This is a genomic window from Pseudoalteromonas luteoviolacea CPMOR-1 (assembly GCF_001625685.1).
Classification (GTDB): domain Bacteria; phylum Pseudomonadota; class Gammaproteobacteria; order Enterobacterales; family Alteromonadaceae; genus Pseudoalteromonas; species Pseudoalteromonas luteoviolacea_K.
The window spans coordinates 209,986-226,878 of the sequence record NZ_AUYC01000084.1; the positions used below are offsets into that span (position 1 = coordinate 209,986).

Here is a 16,893-nt window from a genome sequence, read left to right on the forward strand (position 1 = left end):
AGAAAAACACGGGTAGAAAAATGAACTATAAAATTCCACTATTTAAATTAAATTTTGATGACGCTGAGACACAATCTGTCGTTAAAACACTCGAAAGCCAGTGGTTATCAATGGGACCGCAAAGTGTTGAACTTGAAGAAGTGTTTGCGCAAATGAGTGGCGCAAAACGTGGTGTTGCAATTGCAAACTGTACCGCGGCATTGCACCTTGCGTTAATGGCGCTAGATATAAAAGAAGGGGATGAAGTGATCGTACCATCTCTTACTTTTGTAGCGACCGCTAACTGTGTGCGTTATGTTGGAGCGACTCCTGTATTTGCCGATATTACCAGTCGTGAAGACCTGACAATCAGTATTGAGGATATCAAGCGTAAGATCACGCCTAGGACTAAAGCGATTATTCCAATGCACTTTGCAGGTTATGCGGCCGATATGGAAGCGATTATGTCTATAGCCAAAGAACATAATTTGAAAGTTATAGAAGACGCTTGCCATGGACCACTTTCAGAATATCAAGGTAAGAAACTAGGCAGCATTGGGGATGTTGGCTGTTTTAGTTTCTTCTCAAACAAAAATATCAGTACGGGTGAAGGCGGGATGCTTATCACCAATAGTGATGAAATAGCGGATAAGATAAAGTTATTACGTTCTCATGGTATGACGACAATGTCTTATCAGAGGGCTTCTGGTCATGCAACGACATATGATGTTGTAAGTAGTGGTTTTAACTACAGAATGGATGATCTGAGAGCAGGTATAGGGCTGGTTCAATTACAAAAATTACCGGCAGATTTAGAAAAGCGCAGCCAAGTGCGTAAGTGGTATCTAGAGGCACTCGAAGGTATTGAAGGCATCACAATTCCTTTCAAAGACAGACATGAGTTTTCTTCAAATTATGTTATGCCCATTGTGTTAGATAATGCGGATGATACACGCAGAGATGCTATCCGTGAACGTCTTCATAGTTGTGGTATTCAAACGAGTGTTCACTACCCTGCTGCACATCGCTTTTCTGTATTTCAAGAGTATGTTGATGGTGAATTACCACTGACAGAATATGTGACAGACGCAGAGTTAACTTTACCTATGTATGCGGCTTTATCGAAAGAAGAAGTGAGCTACATTGCAGAATCTTTGAAAAAGGCTGTTTCAGAGTGAAAATCACGATATTAACTGACCAGCAGGATAGCTGGTTTGTGCCTTATGGTAACAAGCTTTTAGGGTCACTGAATGCCTTAGGTGGGCTGGACGTTACTTATATACATGACCAAAGTGAAGTACCAGACAATAACGATATTTTATTCTTACTAAGTTGCGTAAAAATAGTAAAGAAAAGCACCTTGGATAAGAGCAAAAGTAATATCGTTGTTCATGCAAGTGATTTACCTGCAGGCAAGGGCTTTTCTCCATTGCAATGGCAAATTCGGGAAGGGAAAAGCGCCGTTACGCTCACTTTATTTGAAGCGAATGAAGCGGTTGATGATGGACCGTATTATTTTAAACATTCTTTGGACTTGATTGACACTGAGTTATTACCTGAATCACGCAATCGTATGGCTGAAGAAATTGTGCAAATGTGCATTAAGTATGTCGCTCAATTCCCAGATTGGGAGCCTCATCAGCAGCAAGGAACGGAAAGCTTTTACGGTCGGTTGACTGACAAAGATGACGAGCTTGATATCAATAAACCGTTATCAGAGCAGATGGATTTAATCAGAGGTGCTGATTTTGATAAATTCCCTTTGCACTTTAGTTATAAAGGTAAGAAGTTTACTGTTAAGGTGAGCCATGATGGAAAATCGTAAAGAGTATTTGCAGGTCTGTATTTCATCTAATATTTCAGTGCTTGATGCACTGAAAAAAATGGATGAAGTTAGAAAAAAATTACTGATTATTACCGATGAAAGCGGCAAGTATGTCACATTGATCAGTATTGGTGATGTTCAAAGGGCTATACTTCAGGGAGTTAACTTATCTTTACCGGTTAGTGATCTAAAACTTGATCGCAAAATTGTGGCAAGTACGTCTGACTCTATGCAAGACATATCTGATTTGATGAAAAAAATCAGAGCCGAGTTCATGCCGGTTTTAGATGGTGAAGGTAACATCACCAAAGTGGTATTTTGGGAAGAGCTTATCAATCAAGATGAGATAAAGCCATCTTATCAATACGATGTACCTGTTGTTATTATGGCTGGTGGTAAGGGAACTCGGCTTAAGCCATTGTCAAATATTGTACCTAAGCCGCTAACGCCGATCGGTGAAAAAACGATTTTGGAAGAGATCATGTCGCGCTTTCAAAAAGCGGGATCAAATGATTTTTACATGTCAGTCAATTATAAAAAAGAAATGATTGAATACTATCTCAATAGTAAAAACTTGGCTGACAATGTCTCATTTTTTGAAGAAGATAAGCCTTTGGGTACGGCAGGTTCGCTAAGCTTGCTAAAAGGTAAAATTGACAAAACATTTTATGTTACGAACTGCGACATACTAATTGAGCAAGATCTTGGTGAGTTGTATGAATATCACCGTAAAAATAAAAATGAAATCACTTTGGTTTCTGCGCTTAAAACGCTCTCTATTCCATATGGCACCATCCAATCAGGAAAAGACGGCTTATTAGAGTCAATGGAAGAAAAGCCACAGCTGACGTTTAAAATAAATGCGGGAGTCTATATTTTAGAGCCTCACCTGCTGAACGAAATACCAGACAATGAGTTTTATCACATAACTGATTTGATCGCTTCTGTAAATGAAAGAGGCGGAAGAGTCGGGGTATTTCCTATTAGTGAAAAGTCATGGTTAGATATTGGAGAGTGGCCTGAGTACATCAAGACGGTCAGAATGTTATCAGACGAGGAGCAATTTCGTGGTCTCTGATGTGAGAGAAAAGGGAAGTAAAGTCACATTTATCTCGTTTCAAACCTTAAGAAATGATATCGCGACAGGTATGGTTAAGTTTTTACTACCTCTGCATGCAGAGGTATCTCACAACAAGGCCGTTGAATACTATGTTGGCGATGCAAGAAGTAATAGTGATAAATACAAAGATATAAAGACAGTTTCCTCAGGCTATTTTTATATTTCTAAAATAGTAGATATTTTGGCAAGTAAACCTTTATTTAAAGGGCTTTTGGCTAAAAAACGCTACTATATGGAGGTTTTATTTGACTATTTTTGTTCAAAAAAGCTGGATGGTAAAACGTATCTAGTTGCAAGTTGTTACTTACCGAAAACGTTTGCCAAAAATCGTCAATTAGGTGGAAAAAATGTTTTTATTGCAGGTAATCCATGTGAGTTCGCCATTCGAACAGAGCTCAATAACTTAGAAGCTAAATTTGGTATAAAAATCTCAGATGTATACACGGATAGTACTCGACTTGCCTTTATCCGCAAAAGCTACGAACAAGTCGATGAGTTGATGCTTTTCACGGAATCTCAAAGAAGTACTTATACATCTTCTTACACGGATAAAGCAATTTTCTATCGTGAAACCTTTATTAAACCCAATGCAAAGCTTTTTCCTGAAACGAATGTCACGAAAAGCAAACAGTTTACGTTTTGTTATATTGCACATTCGGTTTGGTTGAAGGGTCTTACGACACTTTTAGATGCTTGGAAAGAAAGTCGACCTGATGGTGCCCGGTTATTGATTGGTGGAAATATTGAACCTGGGCTCAAGAAATCTATAGACGAGAAGTATCGTGATATAGAAGGTGTTGAATTTTTGGGGCGAGTAGAGGATTTAAATCTATTCTTTCGTGAGTCACATGTGTGCGTCGTACCAAGTTTACTGGACGCAGGCCCTGCAACGGTCGCTGAGTCTCTCAGCTGTGGGACGCCTGTAATATGTTCAGATGGTTGTGGCTCTAGCACATTGGTGACAGGTCAGTTTGGCCAAGTATTTAAATCGGGTAGTGAGAAAGCGTTAGCTAAAGCATTACATGAGCTCTCTAGCAATTATGAAAATTATAGTTTTACATCGCAAGACTTTGCAGCTGTAAGTGCTCGAATAGATGAATCTGAATTCCACACTGCTGCAGCGACATATATCTTAGAGGGTGCGAAATAATGAAAATCCTTTTAGTTGGCGAATTTAGCGCGGTTCATAAAAATCTTAAAGAAGGGTTAGTTGCTTTGGGTCATGATGTCACTATCGCAGCTAATGGTAATGGCTGGAAAAGTATTCCTTGTGATATTGATATTTCTATGGAAAGCCAGTCTCTATTGGGGCGTTTGAAATATCGTAAGATGTTGATGGATTTCGTTTCTTCTATCAAGGGCTACGATGTTGTTCAATTTGTTAACCCCTTCGTCTTTCCGGGTAATTTATTTCCGTTCAAATCTAGTCTCAAAAAAATAAAAAAGAACAATGGTGCGGTTTTTTTACTGGCTGCTGGCAGTGATGCGTACTTTTGGAAATATGGTCGTGAGAAGTTAAGTTATGGCCCTTTTAATGACTATTTAAAATATGACTTAAAGGCGTCTACACATCATTATGAAAGCAAAAAATTCGTTCAATTAAACGATTTTTTTGCAAAAAATGTTGATGGTATTATTCCGGTGATGCATGAGTATCGGGTAAGTTATGAGCATTGTGACAATATGTCTCCAGTTATACCTTTACCTGTTAATGTGGATGAGATTCAATTTTCTGAAAATAACAGTGATGGCAAGCTCGTCGTCTTTCATGGATTAAACCGCCCGGGCTTTAAAGGGACGCATTATGTCGAGGAAGCCTTTGAAGTGTTGAGGGACAAATATCCGAATGACTTGGAGTTAATCATTGATGGGAAAATGCCTCTAGATAAATATTTATCCTTAATGAGCTCAACAAATATCATCATTGATCAAACGAATGGATACTCTTTGGGCTTAAATGGTATATTTGCACTTGCTATGGGCAAAGTGGTTCTCGGCGGTGCTGAGCCTGAGTCTCTGGCTGATTTTAATGTTTCATCTGCACCGTATTTCAATATCAAGCCATGTAAAGATAGTATTGTTGAAAAAGTAGAGTACTTATTACAAAACAAACATTTAATTCCTGAAATTGCGCGTGAATCAAGAGTTTTTGCTGAGAAAATTCATGGTCATATGAATGTCGCTGGAAAGTTTTTAGAAGTTTGGCACCAATCTACAAAAAAAATATAAATATGCAAAAAAAATCTGTAACACTGTTGATAAGCTCCTTGGGTGGGGGAGGGGCTGAACGAGTATGTGCAACCATCGCCAGCGCACTAGCTCAGCGAGGATGGGATGTCACTCTCTTAACGCTTAATGATCATAAAATGACCCTAGCCGCTGATATTGACGAAAAAGTAAAGTTGAAAAATTTGGGTGTTGATAAGGCTAGAAGCGCTGTTTTCCCCTTAGTAAGGTATTTAAAGCAATTTGATGTAGAGCGGTTGGTTGTTTTTAGTTATGAGTTAACGCCAATAGCGGCTATAGCTCGTTATTTTATGCATAGCCCGCCTGTTTTAATTGCTCGCAATATTAATTCAATTACTCGCAAATTGGCAACTGAGAAAAGTTTGTGGCTAAAGTCTGTGGTACTTCCCCTTGTTGGTTTTTTTTATGCTCGAGTAGATTTGGTCATAAACCAATGTGAAGCAATGCGGGCTGATTTACTGACATATAAGCCCAGCCTTGAGCGCAATAGTACATTTATTTATAACCCAGTTAACGAGGGTATACGACAACAGGGAGAGGCTATTTTGTCTAGCGATGTACAGCGAGATAATTATATTCTTTGTGTTGGTCGACTGGTAGAGCAAAAGGCGCTGCACCACGCGATAAATGCGTTTGCACTAGTAGTTAAGAATCATCCTAGTTTACGGTTGAAAATTATTGGCACTGGCCCTTTAGAGAGTGAACTTAAGGATTTGGCTACACAGCTTAATGTGATAGCTAATGTTGACTTTGAAGGGTTTAAATCTAATGTGTCTGATTATTATACAAAGGCTCAGTTGACGCTGTTAAGTTCTGCTTACGAGGGGTTCCCTAACGTACTGCTGGAGTCCTTGGCATTAGGCACTCCAGTGGTTTCATTTGATTGTCAAAGTGGCCCAAGAGAAATTATCTCCTCTAGTGATGCCGGTGAGCTTGTAACGCAGGGGGATGTTGAGGAGCTCGCTGCCGCGATTCAAAAGCAACTAAGTAAAAAGGTATCGCGAGACAGAGTTTATGCGACGGTAAGCCCTTTTACTATTAGTAATGTAGTTCATCAGTGGGAATCTGTTTTACATAGTATTGTTAATGGGAGAACGAATGCTTAGTAGGTTAAGCTTTTTTAAGTTACCAGCGTTACAGCCTTTCACACTGCAGCCATGTGACTATAGATATTACTGGGTGTGTTTCATTATCGCATGTATCTATTCTTCAATTTTAATTTCACTACCAGTAGATAGCTCTATTCTAGACAGAGTAAACTATATAAATTATGCAGAAAACTCAGATGTTATTTTTGCAAGGTTTTATAGTGGAGGTTTGTTATCTTTATTATTCAATGAGCCTGTCTGGCTTCTCGTAAATATGGGGTTGAATACCTTCTTAACACCTGAATCAGTGGTGCGTTGCATTATACTTATCTCTTCATTTAGCGTAAGTTATTATATTGTTAGAGTAAATCAAAAAGCATTTTTATTTTTGCTTCTACTTCTGATCTTTCCACAGGTTGCCGGTAAGTTTATTGTTCATTTAAGGCAAGGTTTTGCCATTGCAATATTTATCATTGCACTCATGACCAAAAAAGATTACTTAAGGTTTTTACTCGTAATCTCTACACCATTTATTCATTCTTCGTTTTTTATTTTAGTACTATTTGCTGTGATCGGGTCCATTTTACAAAATTCCAGATTAGCAGAAGACGTAAAAAGCTTTGCGATGGCTTTTATAAGTTTGACTGTGGGAAGTTCACTAATAATCATAGGCTCATTTTTAGGTGCAAGACAAGCAACTGGTGAGGCCATCACGATAGTCACATCAGGGTTTGGTCTCGTATTTTGGTTATCTATACTGCTTTTGTATTATGCGGCAGGAAAGGCATTTGTACAAAAATACATTTTTGCCCTGGCATGTATTATTTTTTATTTGGCAACTTATTTTGTAAGTGCCTACACGGCAAGAGTATTCGAAAGTGCGTTTATCTTAACTGTGATTGTGGCTCTTAATTTAAGTCCGATGCGTAGGTTATTTGCTTATGGGATGTTTATGTTCTTATTGGTACTAGGTTATTATACTCGGTTAGGAAAACCGTTACTTGGTTTTGGTGTACTGTAACGAAGATAGGGAAGTTATGTTTATAATATCATTAGATTTTGAGTTACTTTGGGGAGTTCATGATAGCGCCTCAGATTCTTATAAAAGTAACCTATTACAAGTTCACCAAATAGTACCTGACCTATTAGCGCTTTTTTCGCAAAATAATATTGCATGTACTTGGGCAACAGTGGGTGCTCTTGGGTGTAAAAATTATGAAGACTTTTACGCCTCCTCACCTCAAAATGGGCCAGGTTATACAAACACTCATTATTCACCGTATCAACAAAGAGTTGCTGAACAGGATCCTGAGTTAGTTTTTGCTCCGGGTTTAGTGGATATGATCACAAAATCCCCACGACAAGAGTTAGCCTCACATACCTTTTGCCATTACTATTGTTTAGAAAAGGGGCAAACATTACATCAGTTTGGATTAGATTTAGAGGCTAATCAGGCTGTGGCATCTCGTTTTGATGTTGAGTTGAAATCCATTGTATTTCCTCGTAATCAAGTTAATACGGATTACTTGAAAAAGTGCAAAGAGAATGGCGTGTACATCTATAGGGGAAATCCAACACACTGGGCATATAATGCGGATAATTATGAAGGTCAAAGCTTGGTTAAAAGAGCGTTTCGTTTGATAGATAGTTATTTACCACTATCTGGGAGCCTTGCACAAGAGGTAAGTAAAGACCATGAAAGTGGCGTGTTAAACATTCCGGCCAGTTTGTTTTTCAGACCTTACTCTAAAAAGCTATCTATTCTAGAGCCGCTCAAAATCATGAGAATTAAATGGTCCATGAAACAAGCTGCCAAAAAAGGAAAGTTGTTTCATCTTTGGTGGCACCCTCATAACTTTGGTGCTTCGCAAAAGGAAAATATGGCTCAGCTCGCAGATATTATTAATTATCAGAAACGACTCCATCAAAGATATGGCTTTGCGTCAATAACCATGCAAGAAGCAGCAGAAAAATTTATGGAAACTTCAAATGGCTAAAATATTAGTATTAGGTAGTGATAGTTTAACTACCAAAATGCTCAACGCTACTTTATTAGATGCTGGCCATCAAGTTGAATGGTTAGAAGAAAAGCGTGATGATAAAGTAAATATGCTGAAAAGGCGTGCAAAAAAGCAAGGGCTTATTAAAGTGGCTTCCCAAATTGCATTTATGATTTTAATGCGTATTTTCTCCGGTAAGTCTAGTGGCCGAGTTAAAGAGTTAACTGCTGATATGACTAATTTGGATCAGGTAGCGCCTTACCTTACAGTACCTAATGTCAATGCCGATGATGTTATTTCACATGTGAAAGGTAAGGATGCTGACCTCGTGATTCTTTGCGGTACCCGTATTTTGTCAAAGACTTTTATTCAATCTATTGAGAAAACTATTGTCAATATTCACTTGGGGTTAACGCCTAAGTACAGAGGGGTACATGGTGGCTATTGGGCATTAGTTAATAAGGATAAGCAGCACTTTGGCGCCACCATACATTTGGTAGATGAAGGCATAGATACTGGTGGTATTTTAAAGCAGGCCTGTTTTGAACCTTCAAAAAAAGACTGGTTTTTAACGTATCCAATTGTTCAGCAGAAAGAGATTTTAAAGTTTTTACCAGCAGTATTAGAACAATTGTTAGTTGGTGATAAATCGACGCAGTCTAATAGTTTAGAGTCTGCTATTTGGTCACACCCAACATTATTTAAATACTTGTGGCATTATTTCGTCAATGGGGTTCGTTAGTGAAAGTAGTACATGTTATTAGCGCTTTGTTTCAAGGGGGAGCCGAACGTCAGCTTGACCTTTTGATCTCTGAATTTCGTGATCAGAACCCTGAAATTGAACACGTCATTGTAAGTTTAAAAAGTATTAGAACGCCGTTATGGGATGAGTTTGAACGCAAGGGCATTAAAGTCATTTCGTGTGATTATAGTTTAGTAAAATTACCTCAATTTTTGAAAAAGCTGCATAGCGTCTTAAGTGAGTTCGATCCTGAGCATGATGTCATACAATGCTGGATGTATCATGCTGAGCTGTTGGGTGGCCTAACAGCAAAAAAATTGGGTTTTAAAAAGATATTCTGGAACATTCGAACAACCTATTTAAAAAGCAGTGCGGTAATGACGAAAATAGTGCGTCAAATAAATGCCAAGCTTTCGTATTCGATACCAAGCAAAATAGTATGTGTAGCTGAGGCATCCAAAAATTATCACATTGAGTGTGGCTACAACGAAAGTAAAATGACGGTTATAGAAAACGGATTTGTGCCCCCAAACATTAAGACCGAGCGTAGTTTGTTACGTGAGCAATTGGGGGTAGATAGCGATACTGTGTTAATTGGCAGTGTAGGGCGATACTCAAGCGATAAAGCGCAAGATTTATTTGTCAGTTCTGCGGCACTGATAGATCCAAAGTATCGCGTGAAGTTTGTTTTGGTTGGGAGAGGGAATAATCGTGAAAATAAAGAGTTGGCTGAGAACATCACAAGACAAGGTTTAGACGGCATCTTTGTTTTGCAAGATGAAACTAGAGATGTAGCAAGTTTTATGAATGCAATGGATATATTTTGCCTTCATTCTCGTTCGGAGGGGTTTCCGAATGTACTTGGTGAAGCTATGTACGCGGGTCTGCCTTGCACAACGACAAATGTAGGAGATGCATTAAAACTAGTAGGGGAGACCGCGATTGTATGCGCTGATACGTCTCCACAGAGTATTGCTGATGCTCTCAACAAATTGTTGTTACAATCTGAGTCAGAAAGACAGGCATTAGGGGCTAGTGCAAAGAAAAGAGTTGTCAACCACTTCTCTATACAAAGTGCTCAAAAAAAGTACTTTCAATTATATAGTCAATCATATTGATATTAGGACAGAATATTTGTGTGTGGTTTTTCAGGTTTTATCTATAAGCAAGATATAAGTTTGCCTTATCAACAAGTACTAGAGGATATGGGACAAGGGATCTATTCTCGTGGACCAGATAGTGGTGGTATATGGTTTGATGAAGGTGAAGGTATTGGCCTGTCTCATAGAAGGCTCGCAATTCAAGATTTATCACCTGCTGGTCATCAGCCAATGATTTCTGATTCAGAGCGTTATGTATTGGTTTTTAACGGCGAAATATATAATCATTTGGATATCAGAGCTTCTTTAAATGCTGAGGCAAAAGAAGAGTTGATTTGGAAAGGGCACTCCGATACCGAAACACTACTTCGTGGCGTTGAAGCTTGGGGGTTAGAAGAAACTTTGCGGCAATCCATTGGCATGTTTGCGATAGCATTATGGGATAGAGAAGCAAAGACATTACAGCTAGCCCGCGACCGATTCGGTGAAAAGCCTCTGTATTACTCTGAGCAGAACGATATGTTTATTTTTGGCTCTGAGTTAAAGTCTTTTAGAGCTCACCCCAAGTTTATTGCAGACATTTCTAGGGATTCAATGACCTTATTGTTAAGGCATAACTGCATTCCTGCACCTTACTCAATTTATACCAATGTTTATAAATTGATGCCTGGAAAAATTGCGACTTATGATGGTGAGGGTGTATCACAATCGACGTATTGGGATCCTGAAAAGTCATTTCAAAATCAAATAAGAGATAAATCGACAGACGATCTTGAAGCGACGCTTAAAAAAGCCGTTAAAAGGCAAATGCTCTCAGATGTACCGCTAGGCGCATTTTTATCAGGGGGGATAGACTCCTCTTTAATCGTGAGCTTAATGCAAGAACAGTCAAATAAACCGATAAAGACCTTTTCTATTGGTTTTGAAGATAAGGCATTCAATGAAGCTGAATTTGCAAAAGAGGTGGCAAATCATTTAAAAACAGACCATACGGAAGTATATGTTTCCCCAGAGGAAGCCCTGTCAGTGATTGATAAACTGGCAGGTATTTATGACGAGCCATTTTCTGACTCATCTCAAATTCCTACGTACTTAGTTGCGAATAAAGCCAGAGAATATGTCACTGTAGCACTGTCCGGTGATGCGGGCGATGAGTTATTTTGCGGTTATAATCGGTATATATATACCGATAAAGTATGGTCAAAACTCAGTAAAATCCCGCTTCCACTTCGTAAGCTAGGAAGTAAGTTAGTATCGTCTATTTCTGAACGAGTTTGGGATAAAGTAGGAAGTGCACTGCCTACTAAAGCAAAAATGTCAAATTTCGGTGCGAAAATGCATAAAGCATCCGATGTGTTGGGATGTAAAAATGCGGATGAGTTGTATATCAATTTAACTTCACATTGGAAAAACCCGGAGCAAGTCATTTTGGGCAGTCGTGAACCGGCTACCGTCGTATCTGACCGAAGTGCCCAACCTAAAGTTGATTCATCAGTAGAAAAGATGATGGCTTTAGATACCTTGTCTTATATGACAGATGACATACTTGTAAAGGTAGATAGGGCTGCGATGGCAAACTCGCTGGAGACGCGAGTACCATTTTTAGATCATACGGTTTTTGAAATGGCGTGGCACCTTCCTTTAAATGAGAAGTTAAAAGACGGTGTGTCAAAATCTTGCCTTAGAGAGATTTTATACAAGTATGTTCCAAAAGAATTGATCGAAAGGCCTAAATCGGGTTTTGCTATTCCGCTCGCACAGTGGCTTCAAGGCCCGCTTGTTGAATGGGCTGATAAGCTGCTCGATAAAGATAGACTGATACAAGAAGGGTATTTTAATGCTGATATTGTCTCAGAAATGTGGCAAGAACATCGCTCTGGTAAAAAAAATCATCAATATCATTTGTGGGATATCTTGATGTTCCAACTTTGGCTTGAGAAGAACCACTGATGAAAAAAAAGTTACTCTTTATTGTAAATGTTGATTGGTTTTTTATATCTCATCGTTTACCAATCGCTCTAAAAGCAATAAAAAACGGATATGAAGTGCATATCGCATGTGGCATTACAGACAGACAAAATGAGTTAGAGGGGTATGGTATTTGCGTGCACCCTCTGCCCATATCAAGAAGTGGCACAAACATATTGCAAGAGCTAAAAGTAATCACAACGCTTAACGGTATAGTCAAAAAGGTCTCTCCGGATATAGCGCATATGGTGACAATCAAAGGCGCTATCTATGGTGGGTTAGTGACGCGCTTTCAGAAGGTTGCACGTCGTGTGGCATCGATATCCGGATTAGGTTTTGTCTTTATTGATGATTCGTTTAAAGCAAAGGTATTAAAGTTTTTTGTCACTAAGTTGTATAACTTGGCTTGTGGCAATGACATAAAAGTCATTTTTCAAAACAAAAATGATAAGTCTATCTTTCTAGAAAACAATATCATTACCGAAGAGCAGAGTGTGTTAATACGAGGCTCAGGTGTTTGTCTAGAGACGTTTAAAATGTCCCCAGAACCGGATTTTTTGCAACAACAGAAAGTCGTTATGTTTTTAGCTAGGCTGCTCAAAGATAAAGGTGTAGGTGAGTTTTGTGAGGCGGCAAAACAGTTGCAAACTGAATGTGACGCGCGATTTGTACTGGTGGGTGATGTCGATCCTGGAAACCCCAATTCATTATCAGAAAAAGAACTATCTGAACTCGTTGATTCTGGTCTTGTCGAGCATTGGGGGTATTCAAAAAATGTTGAACAGGTTATCCCTCGTTGTCATATAATGGTGTTACCTTCGTATAGGGAGGGGTTGCCTAAGAGTTTAATTGAAGCAGCGGCCTGCGGGAGAGCGGTGATAACGACAGATGTACCTGGATGCAGAGATGCAATTGAGCCTAATGTAAGTGGTTTACTAGTCAAAAGTAAAAATGTGGAAGAGTTGGCTTCTAGTATAGCTTCGTTATTAGAGAGTGATGAACGTAGAGCTGAATTTGGCAGAGCTGGTAGAATGCTAGCAGAGCGTTGTTTTGATATAAATAGTGTCGTACAGACCCACATGAATATATATGAGGAAGGTTCATGAAGTTACTGATCACTGGTTACTCAGGATTTGTTGGTGGGTTTTTAACACATAGTTTGGCAGAGCTAGGGACCTATGAGATTAATTTACTGGGTAGGAAGTCGTCGAGCTTAGGAGAGGTTTTTCATCATAACCTCGATGCTGATTCTGATTATAGCGAGGCACTTGATGGCGTCGAAACTGTTGTACATTGTGCTGCTCGCGTCCATGTTATGCAAGATAAAGCACTGGACCCATTAGCGGAGTTTAGGGCTGTCAATACACAAGGAACCTTAAACCTAGCTCGTCAGGCTGCGCAATTAGGCGTAAAGCGTTTTGTTTTTGTGAGCTCAATTAAAGTGAATGGTGAGAGCACAACCGATAAACCTGCCTTTTGCGCAGGTGATAAACCGATGCCAGAAGACCCATATGGACTTTCTAAAGCCGAGGCGGAGGCGCAACTACTTCGCTTAGGACAAGAAACAGGTATGGATATAGTTATTATCCGGCCACCACTTGTCTATGGGCAAGGTGTAAAAGCCAATTTTGCTTCGTTAATGCGCTTTGTGGCAAAAGGGTTACCCTTGCCATTTAGAGCAATTAGAAACAATAGACGAAGTCTGGTATCAGTTTATAATTTGGTGGATTTAATAAAGGTTTGTTTAATACACCCTCACGCGGCCAATAAGACATTTTTAGTAAGTGATGATCAAGACTTATCTACTGCGGAAATGGTCGCTCTAATGGCCCGTGTACAAAATAAAAAAAATATTGCTATACCTGTGCCTGTATTCTTATTTAGAATTGCAGCTGCTGTATTAAAAAAACAAGAGATCGTTGATAGATTAACTGGTTCGCTGCAGTTAGATATTACCGAGACTAAAAATACGCTTGATTGGACGCCGCCCTATTCGGTTGAAGATGGCTTTAAATTGGCCGCAAAAAAATAATTACTGAGATAAAAATGATTCGCATACTTGATTTTCTATTTGCTTTTTTTGGTTTGCTGTTTGCCTTCCCATTTTTGCTAATTTTATTTGTAGTTGGCATGTTTGATACGGGGTCGCCCATTTTCACTCAAGAGCGCGTCGGCAGGAATAAAAAACCGTTTATTCTGGTCAAGTTTAGAACTATGAAAGTGGATACTGCTTCTGTTGCTAGTCATTTAGCCAGTGCGTCTTCGATAACTGCTTTTGGCGGGTTTTTGCGAAGAACTAAGTTGGATGAGTTGCCACAACTTTGGAATGTGCTTAAAGGTGAAATGAGCTTGGTTGGTCCACGCCCAGGCCTGTTCAACCAAACTGATTTAACGCACGCTAGAGACGCAAAAAAGGTGTTTGATGTTAGGCCTGGTATAACCGGCTTATCCCAAGTGAATGAAATAGATATGTCCACCCCTGAACTGTTAGCAAAAACAGACAGAGAAATGATAGACACCATGTCGTTGTCAAATTATTTTAAATATATTTTTATGACTGTTGCAGGTAAAGGCAGTGGAGATCGTGTAAAATAAGCTTTTACAGAGTTGCAAGGAAATGGTTTAACCAAGATGTTACTCAACGCTTCAAAAAGGAATAGTGGCAATGAGAAAAAGCTAAATAGTGACTAACGAAAAGTTAGTCTTCCATGACAGTTTTTAAATATTTGTGTATATTTATACGTTATAGCCAGATTACTACATCGTGTATTGGATGTTGTTTAATTAAGGATTTACAGTGGATAGTTTATTCCGTTCTTTGCTAAGTACCTCACGGGCAAAAAAGCGCCTGTTCACTTTACTGATAGACTCTGTTTTTGTATTTAGTGCATTTTGGTTAGCTTTGGTTGTCAGGTTAGACAGCTTAGCACCGTTCACAGAGGCTAAAAATTGGCTGTTGCTAGCTTTATTGCTACCTGTGAGTTTATTCGTATTTATTAATTTGGGTCTGTATAGGGCCGTGTTGCGATATGTTGGAGCGCATGCTATCGGTGCGATAGTCATTGGTACTATTGTCAGCACTGTGGTGCTAGTCATGGCTGCCTTCTTTTTGCAAATCAACATCCCAAGAACAATGCCACTTATTTATGCTTGGTTAGTCATCTTATCTGTTGGTGGTGCTCGGATCATGGTACGTTCGATGGTTGGGCGTATCGGCTCGGTAAATAAAATCCCCGTGGTGATTTATGGTGCAGGAGCAGCAGGCAGACAGCTTGCGACAGCATTGACTGCTGGGCCAGATTACTACGTATCAGCATTTATTGATGATGATAAAAGCAAGCATCATTCTGTCATTCAAGGGATCTCAGTATCCGGATTTGAGATGCTGTTTAATTTGATTGATAGAGGCAAGGTTAGAAAAATTTTATTGGCACTACCAAGTACATCTAGAGCTCGACGCAAAGAAGTATTAGCGAAACTTGAAAAGCTTCCAGTTGAAGTGCTCACAATTCCAGGCATGGCTGATGTGGTCGAGGGAAAGGCAAGTTTATCTGAAATCAAGGATGTTGAGGTTGAAGATCTGTTAGGTAGAGATCCTGTTGATCCTGAACCTAAGCTAATGGCATCGAACATTAAGGGTAAGTCAGTTATGGTTACCGGTGCTGGTGGATCGATCGGTTCAGAGTTGTGCAGACAAATTATTAATCAAAAGCCAGAAAAACTAATTTTATTTGAGATATCTGAGTTTGCGCTTTATTCAATAGAGAAAGAGCTTTCTGAAAGTATTTCGACAAAAGAGCTAAATATTGAGTTGATACCTATTATGGGCTCAGTCCAAAGGGTCAATAGAATTGAAACATGCATGAAAGCCTTCGGGGTACAAACCGTATACCATGCGGCAGCATATAAGCATGTTCCACTCGTAGAGCACAACGTAGTCGAAGGTATTCGCAATAATGTGTTTGGCACTTATTACACAGCAAAAGCTGCTATCAATGCTGGAGTAGAAACATTTGTTCTGGTATCAACAGATAAAGCTGTACGACCAACTAATGTTATGGGGGCCACAAAAAGAATGGCTGAACTTGTATTGCAAGGTTTAGCACAGGATTATACTAGGCTCACACATAAAACGCGTTTTTGTATGGTGAGATTTGGTAATGTTTTGGGATCTTCTGGCTCGGTTGTACCTTTGTTTAGAAGGCAGATAAAAGAAGGTGGACCAATTACACTTACCCACTATGATATCACTCGATTCTTTATGACGATCCCTGAGGCCGCTCAGTTGGTTATACAAGCTGGTGCTATGGGCAAAGGCGGAGATGTGTTTGTACTAGATATGGGTGAGTCAGTTAAGATAAGAGACTTAGCAATAAAGATGGTGCATTTATCTGGGTTGGAAATCAAAAGCGAAGCCAATCCTCATGGTGATATAGAGATAAAATGTACAGGGTTACGTCCTGGCGAGAAGTTGTATGAAGAGTTGTTAATTGGTGACAATGTTGAAGATACATCACATAAGAGGATAATGACTGCGAATGAAGTTATGATGCCATTATCTGAACTCATTAACTTCCTAGATAGGCTAGACACAGCTTGTCACGATTTTGATCATGAAGTCATCAGACAGCTACTGCTCGATGCACCAACAGGGTTTAATCCAACCGATGGTATTTGTGACCTTGTGTGGAATGCTAAAAAAGAGCTGCAACATGTTGATGAAAGAAAAGTTGTCAGCTTTAAGTAATCGTCAATTTTAGCCCTTCGACCCGATACCGTGTCGAAGGGGTTTAACCCTCTAAAATACAAGGCTCAATAAGGGGC

The 16,893-nt window shown here is 39.3% G+C and carries 15 protein-coding genes; all 15 read left to right on the forward strand.

From position 1 onward, the window contains the following. The first annotated feature begins 20 nt into the window (after positions 1-20). Positions 21-1,157, forward strand: a complete 1,137-nt coding sequence (locus N473_RS24050) for a DegT/DnrJ/EryC1/StrS family aminotransferase (protein WP_063370154.1) — start codon at positions 21-23, stop codon at positions 1,155-1,157. Then, complete coding sequence (locus N473_RS24055) at positions 1,154-1,804, forward strand: formyltransferase family protein (RefSeq protein WP_063370155.1); 651 nt, start codon at positions 1,154-1,156, stop codon at positions 1,802-1,804. Before N473_RS24050 ends, N473_RS24055 begins: the two co-directional genes overlap by 4 nt. After that, positions 1,788-2,882, forward strand: coding sequence for a nucleotidyltransferase family protein (locus tag N473_RS24060; RefSeq protein ID WP_196766470.1), 1,095 nt, complete (start codon positions 1,788-1,790; stop codon positions 2,880-2,882). Before N473_RS24055 ends, N473_RS24060 begins: the two co-directional genes overlap by 17 nt. Next, on the forward strand, positions 2,872-4,074 hold the full coding sequence (locus N473_RS24065; protein WP_063370157.1) for a glycosyltransferase family 4 protein: 1,203 nt from the start codon (positions 2,872-2,874) through the stop codon (positions 4,072-4,074). The genes N473_RS24060 and N473_RS24065 overlap by 11 nt, the downstream gene beginning before the upstream one ends. Further along, on the forward strand, positions 4,074-5,153 hold the full coding sequence (locus N473_RS24070) for a glycosyltransferase (RefSeq protein ID WP_063370158.1): 1,080 nt from the start codon (positions 4,074-4,076) through the stop codon (positions 5,151-5,153). Before N473_RS24065 ends, N473_RS24070 begins: the two co-directional genes overlap by 1 nt. 2 nt (positions 5,154-5,155) lie before the next feature. Continuing rightward, positions 5,156-6,277, forward strand: coding sequence for a glycosyltransferase (locus N473_RS24075; protein ID WP_063370159.1), 1,122 nt, complete (start codon positions 5,156-5,158; stop codon positions 6,275-6,277). Further along, positions 6,258-7,280 carry a hypothetical protein gene (locus N473_RS24080; RefSeq protein ID WP_155735728.1) on the forward strand — a complete coding sequence of 341 codons (1,023 nt, stop codon included), beginning with the start codon at positions 6,258-6,260 and terminating at the stop codon, positions 7,278-7,280. Before N473_RS24075 ends, N473_RS24080 begins: the two co-directional genes overlap by 20 nt. 16 nt (positions 7,281-7,296) lie before the next feature. Then, complete coding sequence (locus N473_RS24085; protein WP_063370161.1) at positions 7,297-8,256, forward strand: polysaccharide deacetylase family protein; 960 nt, start codon at positions 7,297-7,299, stop codon at positions 8,254-8,256. Continuing rightward, positions 8,249-9,001: a formyl transferase gene (locus N473_RS24090; protein ID WP_063370162.1), complete on the forward strand. Its 753-nt coding sequence runs from the start codon at positions 8,249-8,251 to the stop codon at positions 8,999-9,001. Before N473_RS24085 ends, N473_RS24090 begins: the two co-directional genes overlap by 8 nt. Next, positions 9,001-10,119: a glycosyltransferase gene (locus N473_RS24095; protein WP_063370163.1), complete on the forward strand. Its 1,119-nt coding sequence runs from the start codon at positions 9,001-9,003 to the stop codon at positions 10,117-10,119. Before N473_RS24090 ends, N473_RS24095 begins: the two co-directional genes overlap by 1 nt. Positions 10,120-10,137: 18 nt before the next feature. Continuing rightward, complete coding sequence (gene asnB, locus N473_RS24100) at positions 10,138-12,051, forward strand: asparagine synthase (glutamine-hydrolyzing) (protein ID WP_063370164.1); 1,914 nt, start codon at positions 10,138-10,140, stop codon at positions 12,049-12,051. Continuing rightward, positions 12,051-13,175 carry a glycosyltransferase family 4 protein gene (locus tag N473_RS24105; RefSeq protein WP_063370165.1) on the forward strand — a complete coding sequence of 375 codons (1,125 nt, stop codon included), beginning with the start codon at positions 12,051-12,053 and terminating at the stop codon, positions 13,173-13,175. The genes asnB and N473_RS24105 overlap by 1 nt, the downstream gene beginning before the upstream one ends. Continuing rightward, positions 13,172-14,101: a UDP-glucose 4-epimerase family protein gene (locus N473_RS24110; protein ID WP_063370166.1), complete on the forward strand. Its 930-nt coding sequence runs from the start codon at positions 13,172-13,174 to the stop codon at positions 14,099-14,101. Before N473_RS24105 ends, N473_RS24110 begins: the two co-directional genes overlap by 4 nt. Positions 14,102-14,115: 14 nt before the next feature. Beyond that, on the forward strand, positions 14,116-14,664 hold the full coding sequence (locus N473_RS24115; RefSeq protein WP_063370167.1) for a sugar transferase: 549 nt from the start codon (positions 14,116-14,118) through the stop codon (positions 14,662-14,664). 202 nt (positions 14,665-14,866) lie between these two features. Continuing rightward, entirely contained in the window at positions 14,867-16,816 is a 1,950-nt protein-coding gene (locus tag N473_RS24120) for a polysaccharide biosynthesis protein (RefSeq protein WP_063370168.1), read from the forward strand. Positions 16,817-16,893: the final 77 nt, after the last annotated feature.

What these genes read in the sequence shown, in the direction of transcription:
- N473_RS24090 (WP_063370162.1), top strand. Translation starts at nt 8,249, where the DNA reads ATGGCTAAAATATTAGTATTAGGTAGTGATAGTTTAACTACCAAAATG.
- N473_RS24105 (WP_063370165.1), top strand. Translation starts at nt 12,051, where the DNA reads ATGAAAAAAAAGTTACTCTTTATTGTAAATGTTGATTGGTTTTTTATA.
- N473_RS24085 (WP_063370161.1), top strand. Translation starts at nt 7,297, where the DNA reads ATGTTTATAATATCATTAGATTTTGAGTTACTTTGGGGAGTTCATGAT.
- N473_RS24075 (WP_063370159.1), top strand. Translation starts at nt 5,156, where the DNA reads ATGCAAAAAAAATCTGTAACACTGTTGATAAGCTCCTTGGGTGGGGGA.
- N473_RS24070 (WP_063370158.1), top strand. Translation starts at nt 4,074, where the DNA reads ATGAAAATCCTTTTAGTTGGCGAATTTAGCGCGGTTCATAAAAATCTT.
- N473_RS24060 (WP_196766470.1), top strand. Translation starts at nt 1,788, where the DNA reads ATGATGGAAAATCGTAAAGAGTATTTGCAGGTCTGTATTTCATCTAAT.
- N473_RS24110 (WP_063370166.1), top strand. Translation starts at nt 13,172, where the DNA reads ATGAAGTTACTGATCACTGGTTACTCAGGATTTGTTGGTGGGTTTTTA.
- N473_RS24080 (WP_155735728.1), top strand. Translation starts at nt 6,258, where the DNA reads ATGGGAGAACGAATGCTTAGTAGGTTAAGCTTTTTTAAGTTACCAGCG.
- N473_RS24050 (WP_063370154.1), top strand. Translation starts at nt 21, where the DNA reads ATGAACTATAAAATTCCACTATTTAAATTAAATTTTGATGACGCTGAG.
- N473_RS24115 (WP_063370167.1), top strand. Translation starts at nt 14,116, where the DNA reads ATGATTCGCATACTTGATTTTCTATTTGCTTTTTTTGGTTTGCTGTTT.